Here is a 6310-nt window from a genome sequence, read left to right as displayed (position 1 = left end):
TGTGCGAGGCGGAACGTACGCGAACAACGGCATCGACCAGATACGCATCGGCGGCGGGACGAGCGGCGCCCGGGTCGAAGGCGCAACCGTCCGTATCGACGACCCGCGGAACCCGGAGGTGAAGCCGAACATGCGGGGAATCTGGTTGGAAGAAGGGACGAACGCGAAGGTGGACAACTGTACCGTCGAGATTACTGACCTGACGGGCACGTACAGCTCCGGGGGAATCGTCGTCGAAAAGCAGTTCGGGACCGCCCGAATCACGAACACCGCGATTCAGACCAACCACAGCGTTCCGGCCATTCACGTCCGGACGCCGACCACCGAATACGACCCGACCACGATGCCGAGCATGGACCACCTTCCGGCGAACCACGAGGTCACCTGTGAGAACGTCTCGATTTACGGTGCCGCCCGAAGGGGACCGCCATCCTGCTCGCGGGACGGGACGGATGCCGATTGTCGGACGTCACCGTTCAACACCATTTCGGCAGTCGGGACGGCATCACCATCGAGAGCGGCCGACGGACGGAGATTCACGACGCGCACCTCCGGGTGAGCGGCACTCCAATCGTCGCGTCAGGGACGACGCCGCTAACGAAGAACGTCGAGACGGGCGGAATCGGTTCGCTGAGACGGTTGGGCGACTCGTTGTTGGACTCGATGTAGAAAGTAGTCTTATTTGGTCGTTTGGCGTTCGTCGCCGCCCTCTACCTCCTCGACCGTCGCACTGTCGGGGACGTACTCGGCGAATTTGTGCAAGACGGAGCGTGCTTCGTCCAACTCCACGCCGCCGACGGCACGGACGAGGGCCAGCGCACGCTGGACTTTCGCCTGCCTGAACGATTGTGCGCGCGACTCGTAGGTTCTGACCGCCCGGAGGAAGTCGATTTTGGAGAACTCGGGCCAGTAGGGCGTACAGAAGAACACGGCGGCCTCGTTGCCGTTCGCGTGCCACGGCAGGAAGTTACTGGTTCGCTCGTCGCCGCCGGTGCGGATGATGAGGTCCACGTCGCGGAGCGGTCGGGCGTAGAGGCGCGACTCGATGGTTTCGACGGAGATGTCGGCCGGGTCGAGGTTGCCCGACTCGACTTCGCGGGCCACGTCGCGCGCCGCGCCGAGGAGTTCGTTTCTGCCGCCGTAAGCGAGCGCGATGTTGAGGACGAAGTTGTCGTAGTCGCCGGTTTGCCGCTCGGCGTAGTCGATTGCCTCCCTGACGCGGGGCGGAAGTTGTTGGACGTCGCCGATAGCGCGGATGCAGACGCCGCTGTCGTGGACGCGCTCGGCGTCGGCGAACTCGTACAGTTTGTTTTCGAGCAGGTCGAACAGGGCCTCACGTTCGTGGTCGGGGCGCTCGAAGTTCTCGGTGGAGAAGGTGTACAGCGTCAGTTCCTCGACGCCGATTTCGTCGCACCAGTCGAGGACGCGCTCGGTCGTCTTCGCCCCTTCGCGGTGCCCGTCGGACGCTTCCCCGCCCTGTTTGCTGGCGTAGCGTCGGTTGCCGTCCTGAATGACCGCGACGTGCGCGGGTGCGCCCGAGACGCTTCGCCGTAACTGCCGCTCGTAGGCCGTTTCCAGTTGTCGCCGAACCCACCTCAACATCGTCTTGTTCCCTTCCACTCACCCGACGAGTATCAGCCTTGTCCTCCGAGTATCGTGGTGTGTGCTCACAATGGTCGTTGAGAGTTGCATAGCTTTTTAAGTATGGGATTACTTTGGTAGAACGCAATGGCGAAAGGTACGGTTGACTTCTTCAACGACACCGGCGGCTACGGCTTTATCGACACTGAGGACTCTGACGAAGACGTGTTCTTCCACATGGAAGACGTCGGTGGCCCGGACCTCGAGGAAGGGCAGGAAGTCGAATTCGACATCGAACAGGCAGACAAAGGACCGCGGGCGACCAACGTCCAGCGCCTGTAAACGGTATCAGTAGAAACTGATTCTCGCGGGAGCTCACGCTGCCGCGCGAAAACAACGATTTTTGAGCCGCGGCGGTAACCGTAGGTCGTATAACGGCAGCCACGTATCCGTGAGTATGGACAGCGTTATCGACGACGACCTTTACGAGCGCACGAAGCGACTGCTCGAACCCGGAGAGATAGAACTCAACGGAGCCATCGTCCACACCGACCTCGGGAGCGACGAGGACATCGAGATGCACCAAGCGTCGGTAGACGTCGGCGACATCATCGCGGAGCACGCGGGCCACGACCCGCGCGACACCTACGTCTACTCCGGAAGCGACGACACGAACTTCGCGTCGAACCAACACCAAGGACTGACGCTCGACGACGAGGAGTTCGTCTGGGAGTGCCAGCAGTTGCTCCGCGACGGAACGTTCGATATCGTGTTTTACTACGAAGCCAGCGCCGACCAGGACGCGATACTGGAGGACATCCGCGACCTCGGTTTCGAGGTAACGGGTGTCGAGGGGTAAAGGGCGAGACGAGTGAGGAGTGAAGAGCGGGACGAGTTAGAAGGCTTTACGTACGCGCCTTCCTAACCACGTGATAAGAACGTCCGGAGTGTTTCGTATGAACTGTATGTTTTCTATTCACCGGAGGCAAAACCTGTGACGCCGAGCACTGGTGTTATTTCGGGCATCCGCGTCTCCCACGACCGGGCCAGTTTGGACGACGTGGCGGCGGCCTGTCACACCGACCAGCAGGACACCGTTGCGCGACTCGCCGAGGAACCGGAGGTCTCGGAGGCGTTCGTCCTACAGACGTGCAACCGCTTCGAGGCCTACGTCGTCACGGACGCACCGGCGACGGGACGAACGGTGCTCGCCGATTTCGTCACCGACGTGACCGGCTCGGCGGTCATCGAGATGAGCCACGAGGAGAGCCTTCGGCACCTCCTCCGCGTCGCCGCGGGACTGGAATCGCTCGTCCTCGGCGAGGACCAGATAATCGGCCAGGTACGCGACGCCTACTCGTCGGCGCGCGCAATCGGTGCGGTCGGCCCGATGTTGGAAGAAGCGCTAACGAAGGCGATTCACGTCGGCGAACGCGCGCGCACCGAGACGGCCATCAACGAGGGCGTCGTCTCGGTGGGCAGCGCCGCCGTAACGCTCGTGAGCGACCACTCGGAGTTGGAGGACGCGACCGCGCTCGTCATCGGTGCCGGGGAGATGGGCACCATCGCGGCCCACGCGTTCGCCGAGGCCGGGGTCGAGACGCTCATCGTCGCCAACCGCTCCATCGAGCGCGCGGAGGAGGTCGCGGAGGCAGTGTACCTGCCCGACACCCGCGCCGTCGGATTGGATGCGCTTCCGGCCTGTCTGCCGCGCGCGGATGTCGTCATCACCGCGACCGGACGCGACGGACACGTCCTCGATGCGAACCTGCTCGACGACTGCGGCGAGACGCTGGTCGTGGACATCGCCCAACCGCGCGACGTGTCCCCCGCCGTCTCAGCGCTCGACGACATCATCGTCCACGACATGCAGGCGCTCGAATCGGTGACGGACGAAACCCGCGAGCGACGACGCGCCGCCGCACAAGCGGTCGAGGCGATGGTGGACCGCGAATTCGAGAACTTGCTCGAACAGTACAAGCGAAAGCGGGCCGACGAAGTGATCGCCGAGATGTACGCGGGAGCGGAACAGGTCAAGGAGCGCGAACTGCAGACCGCGCTCTCGCGCCTCGAATCGGAGGACTTCGACGAGGAGCAGCGGGCCATCGTCGAGTCGCTGGCCGACGCGCTGGTCTCGCAACTCCTCGCGCCGCCAACCAAGAGCCTCCGCGACGCCGCCGCGAACGACGACTGGACGACCATCAACACCGCGCTCCAACTGTTCGACCCCGAGTTCCGCGACGACCCGCCCGTGTTCGTGGCCGAACACCTCGAATCGACCGCGGACGATTGACGATTGCGACGCGCATTTTCACGACCGCTTAGCGCTCGACAGAGTATTTTCTCCGGGTCGGCAGGCGACACAACCGCCGGTGACAGCAATCGGCACAACCATCAAAAACTGGTCAGAGGCACGACCGTCAGTCGCTAGCGCGTTCGCCGGAAAATCGGAGATTTTCCGGGCCAAGGAATCCCCGACGGAGCGACTGAAAGGAGCGACGGAAGCGGGATGACGCCGTGCTTTTGGTCCAGCTTTTGCCAGGGAGGTAGGCCGAAATCCGCGCCAAACGGCGCGGATTTCGGCACCCGACCGCAGCAAAAGGTGGGTGCTGGCGAATGCCTTTATTTACATCCCCGCCGTCCGGGAGCCTATGGCGAGTTTGCTCTCGGACGAGGAGATAGAACAGCAGAAACCGGACGACTGGGAGCGCGACGGCGACGAAATCGTTCGAACCTACGAGTTCGACGACTACCTGAAGGGGGTCGCGTTCGCCACCGAAGTCGGTGAAGTCGCCGAAGAGGAGTTCCACCACCCCGAAATCATCATCGGATACAAGGAAGTCGAAGTTCGGTTGACGAGTCACGAGGAGGGCGGCATCACGGATACCGACGTGGAGATGGCCGAGCGCTTCGACGACGTGCGCTGATGGACGCCCGCTACGTCTTCGCGGTTCGGTTCCGACTCGACCCCGACGCGTCGGGCGTGACGCTCGAACCGCGGGAGTTCGAGACGCGCCTCTACCGGCGCGCCGACCCGCCCGGGGAAGAAGGCTGGCAGTTCTTCCGGGACAACCTCTGGCGCGGCGATATCGGCGACGAGCGCTACTTCCGGAAGTTGACGAGCGAGGCGCTCGGGGTTCCCGTGACGAGCGTCGAGTACCGCGCGTTCGAGACGGACGAGGAGTACTACGACGCGCTGAAGGCCGAAATCGGCGATGATTTGGCGGCGTTCAAGGCGGGTTCGGTGTCGGAAGTCGTCTCGAAATACCTCGGGAGTTCGGTCGAGGTCCAACGGTAATCGACAGACCCTTTCGCGCGACGAACCGACCACCGAACATGAGCACGATTCGGGTCGTCTGGGGAACCGCGAGCGGGCCGACGAAGATGTCGTCCTACGACGCCGCGCTGGCGGACGCGAACGTCCACAACTACAACCTCGTCTCCGTCTCGTCGGTTATCCCCGCCGACACGCCGGTCGAGACGGTCGGCACCGCGCCCGACCTCGGCCCCGCCGGAAATCGCCTGACCGTGGTGGAAGCCCGGGCGACGCGCGCCGGACCGGGGCACGTCTCCGCCGGACTCGGATGGAGCGAGAGCGACGGCGCGGGACTGTTCTACGAGGCGTCGGGCGAAACCGACGCGGCGGAAATCGAGGAACGGGTCCGGGCCGGATTGGAAGCAGGCCGGGAGCTACGCGACTGGGACTTCTCCGGCGAGGAGACGAAAATCGTCACCGCGGACGCCGAATCCGGGACGTACGTCACCGCCCTCGTCCTCGCGGTGTACGGCGAGAGCGATCCGATTTGTTAGTTTCCGGGGACGACGGGTTTATACCTCGCTCGCCCTTATCGAAGGGTAGCAGACCGCATGAATGGAAATACTCCCTACGCTGGCATTCCCGACGTGACGCAGGCCGGACAGCGCGCGTCCGTCGATGTCGACGAACTTACCCCCGAGCAGCGGCGCCACCTCCGGGATAGCGTCGCCGATATTGCGACGTTGACTCGCAAATACCTCCCCGAGGAGTACGTCATCGGTTCGCAGGTGACGAACAGTCTCACCGGTCCGCAGGCGTCCGTCTCGGTGCAACCTCCCGTCGGCCACATCGTCAGCGCTGGCTTCGAACCGGAGAAACACGAACTCGACGACGACGAACTCATCGACGCCGAGGAGCGCGACGAGGTAGCCCGCGGTCTCGCCGCCAGTGCTGCCCTCCAAGTCAAACAGGCGGTCGAGAACAAAATCACGCCGACCGCCCGTTAGGTGGCCGATTGGACGGCGGTCGAATGAACATCGCGTCGGCGAGGACGACCACCGACACGATGCCGGAGACGGTGATGCCGACGTGAAGCGGAATCGAAAGAGTTGCCGCCGCGACCAACCCCGCGAGCAACACGAGCGGAACGGCGAACAGAACGAAGTCGTAGTACGAAACCGGGACGCGAGCGATACGGCTACCGAATCGGTTTCTCACACGCACGATTGACACCTCCGACGGATACTATTACCGCGAAAAACTAAAACGTAACTTCCCCGCCTCGTGGTGACTGTGCGGGATTACTTGCCCCAGAACGGGTCGCGTTTGCGCTGTTTGTCGAGATACATCCGGAGCGCTTCGAGTTCGTCGCCGGGGATGTCCTCGGAAAGCTCCTGTTCCAGAATCTTGGCGTGTTTCTCGGGGAGTTCGATCCACAACTCGTCGCCCTCGTCAATCTGCCTGCCGACCGTC

The 6310-nt window shown here is 63.2% G+C and carries 9 protein-coding genes and 1 pseudogene; 8 read left to right on the top strand and 2 right to left on the bottom strand.

All coding sequences use genetic code 11. From position 1 onward, the window contains the following. Positions 1 to 559, top strand: a pseudogene (locus BG842_RS09550) (hypothetical protein); the annotation flags it as partial. 119 nt (positions 560 to 678) lie between these two features. Here the strand turns inward: BG842_RS09550 and uppS are convergent. Beyond that, positions 679 to 1602 (bottom strand): polyprenyl diphosphate synthase, encoded by a 924-nt coding sequence (gene uppS, locus BG842_RS09545; RefSeq protein WP_069450574.1) that lies wholly within the window; start codon positions 1600 to 1602, stop codon positions 679 to 681. Between the two features lie 126 nt (positions 1603 to 1728). Here uppS and BG842_RS09540 point away from each other — a divergent pair, with 126 nt between their 5' ends. From BG842_RS09540 to BG842_RS09510, 7 genes are all read left to right on the top strand, one after another. After that, on the top strand, positions 1729 to 1923 hold the full coding sequence (locus tag BG842_RS09540; RefSeq protein WP_007976778.1) for a cold-shock protein: 195 nt from the start codon (positions 1729 to 1731) through the stop codon (positions 1921 to 1923). A gap of 115 nt (positions 1924 to 2038) precedes the next feature. After that, positions 2039 to 2440 (top strand): DUF5778 family protein, encoded by a 402-nt coding sequence (locus tag BG842_RS09535; RefSeq protein ID WP_007976775.1) that lies wholly within the window; start codon positions 2039 to 2041, stop codon positions 2438 to 2440. A 135-nt stretch (positions 2441 to 2575) separates the two neighbouring features. Continuing rightward, on the top strand, positions 2576 to 3874 hold the full coding sequence (hemA, locus tag BG842_RS09530) for a glutamyl-tRNA reductase (protein WP_083252481.1): 1299 nt from the start codon (positions 2576 to 2578) through the stop codon (positions 3872 to 3874). A 358-nt stretch (positions 3875 to 4232) separates the two neighbouring features. Beyond that, positions 4233 to 4508 carry a 4a-hydroxytetrahydrobiopterin dehydratase gene (locus tag BG842_RS09525; RefSeq protein WP_069450572.1) on the top strand — a complete coding sequence of 92 codons (276 nt, stop codon included), beginning with the start codon at positions 4233 to 4235 and terminating at the stop codon, positions 4506 to 4508. Continuing rightward, positions 4508 to 4879 (top strand): LWR-salt protein, encoded by a 372-nt coding sequence (gene lwrS / locus BG842_RS09520; protein WP_069450571.1) that lies wholly within the window; start codon positions 4508 to 4510, stop codon positions 4877 to 4879. Before BG842_RS09525 ends, lwrS begins: the two co-directional genes overlap by 1 nt. Before the next feature lie 38 nt (positions 4880 to 4917). Then, positions 4918 to 5391 (top strand): pyruvoyl-dependent arginine decarboxylase, encoded by a 474-nt coding sequence (locus BG842_RS09515; RefSeq protein WP_069450570.1) that lies wholly within the window; start codon positions 4918 to 4920, stop codon positions 5389 to 5391. A gap of 57 nt (positions 5392 to 5448) precedes the next feature. Further along, positions 5449 to 5844, top strand: a complete 396-nt coding sequence (locus BG842_RS09510; protein ID WP_007976763.1) for a DUF5811 family protein — start codon at positions 5449 to 5451, stop codon at positions 5842 to 5844. Here the strand turns inward: BG842_RS09510 and BG842_RS09505 are convergent. Then, the gene (locus tag BG842_RS09505; RefSeq protein WP_069450569.1) at positions 5825 to 6055 is read right to left on the bottom strand and encodes a hypothetical protein; all 231 of its coding nucleotides are present in this window, start codon (positions 6053 to 6055) and stop codon (positions 5825 to 5827) included. The genes BG842_RS09510 and BG842_RS09505 overlap by 20 nt on opposite strands. Between the last annotated feature and the right edge of the window lie 255 nt (positions 6056 to 6310).

Origin of the sequence: Haladaptatus sp. W1 (genome assembly GCF_001723155.1) — an archaeon.
Taxonomy (GTDB): domain Archaea; phylum Halobacteriota; class Halobacteria; order Halobacteriales; family Haladaptataceae; genus Haladaptatus; species Haladaptatus paucihalophilus.
The sequence above is the reverse complement of the archived record's forward strand: the minus strand, read 5'-3'. Positions and strand labels throughout refer to the sequence as shown.

Coding starts and splice junctions, on each gene's coding strand:
- BG842_RS09525 (WP_069450572.1), top strand. CDS start 4,233: ATGGCGAGTTTGCTCTCGGACGAGGAGATAGAACAGCAGAAACCGGAC.
- lwrS (WP_069450571.1), top strand. CDS start 4,508: ATGGACGCCCGCTACGTCTTCGCGGTTCGGTTCCGACTCGACCCCGAC.
- BG842_RS09510 (WP_007976763.1), top strand. CDS start 5,449: ATGAATGGAAATACTCCCTACGCTGGCATTCCCGACGTGACGCAGGCC.
- BG842_RS09515 (WP_069450570.1), top strand. CDS start 4,918: ATGAGCACGATTCGGGTCGTCTGGGGAACCGCGAGCGGGCCGACGAAG.
- BG842_RS09535 (WP_007976775.1), top strand. CDS start 2,039: ATGGACAGCGTTATCGACGACGACCTTTACGAGCGCACGAAGCGACTG.
- BG842_RS09540 (WP_007976778.1), top strand. CDS start 1,729: ATGGCGAAAGGTACGGTTGACTTCTTCAACGACACCGGCGGCTACGGC.
- uppS (WP_069450574.1), bottom strand. CDS start 1,602: ATGTTGAGGTGGGTTCGGCGACAACTGGAAACGGCCTACGAGCGGCAG.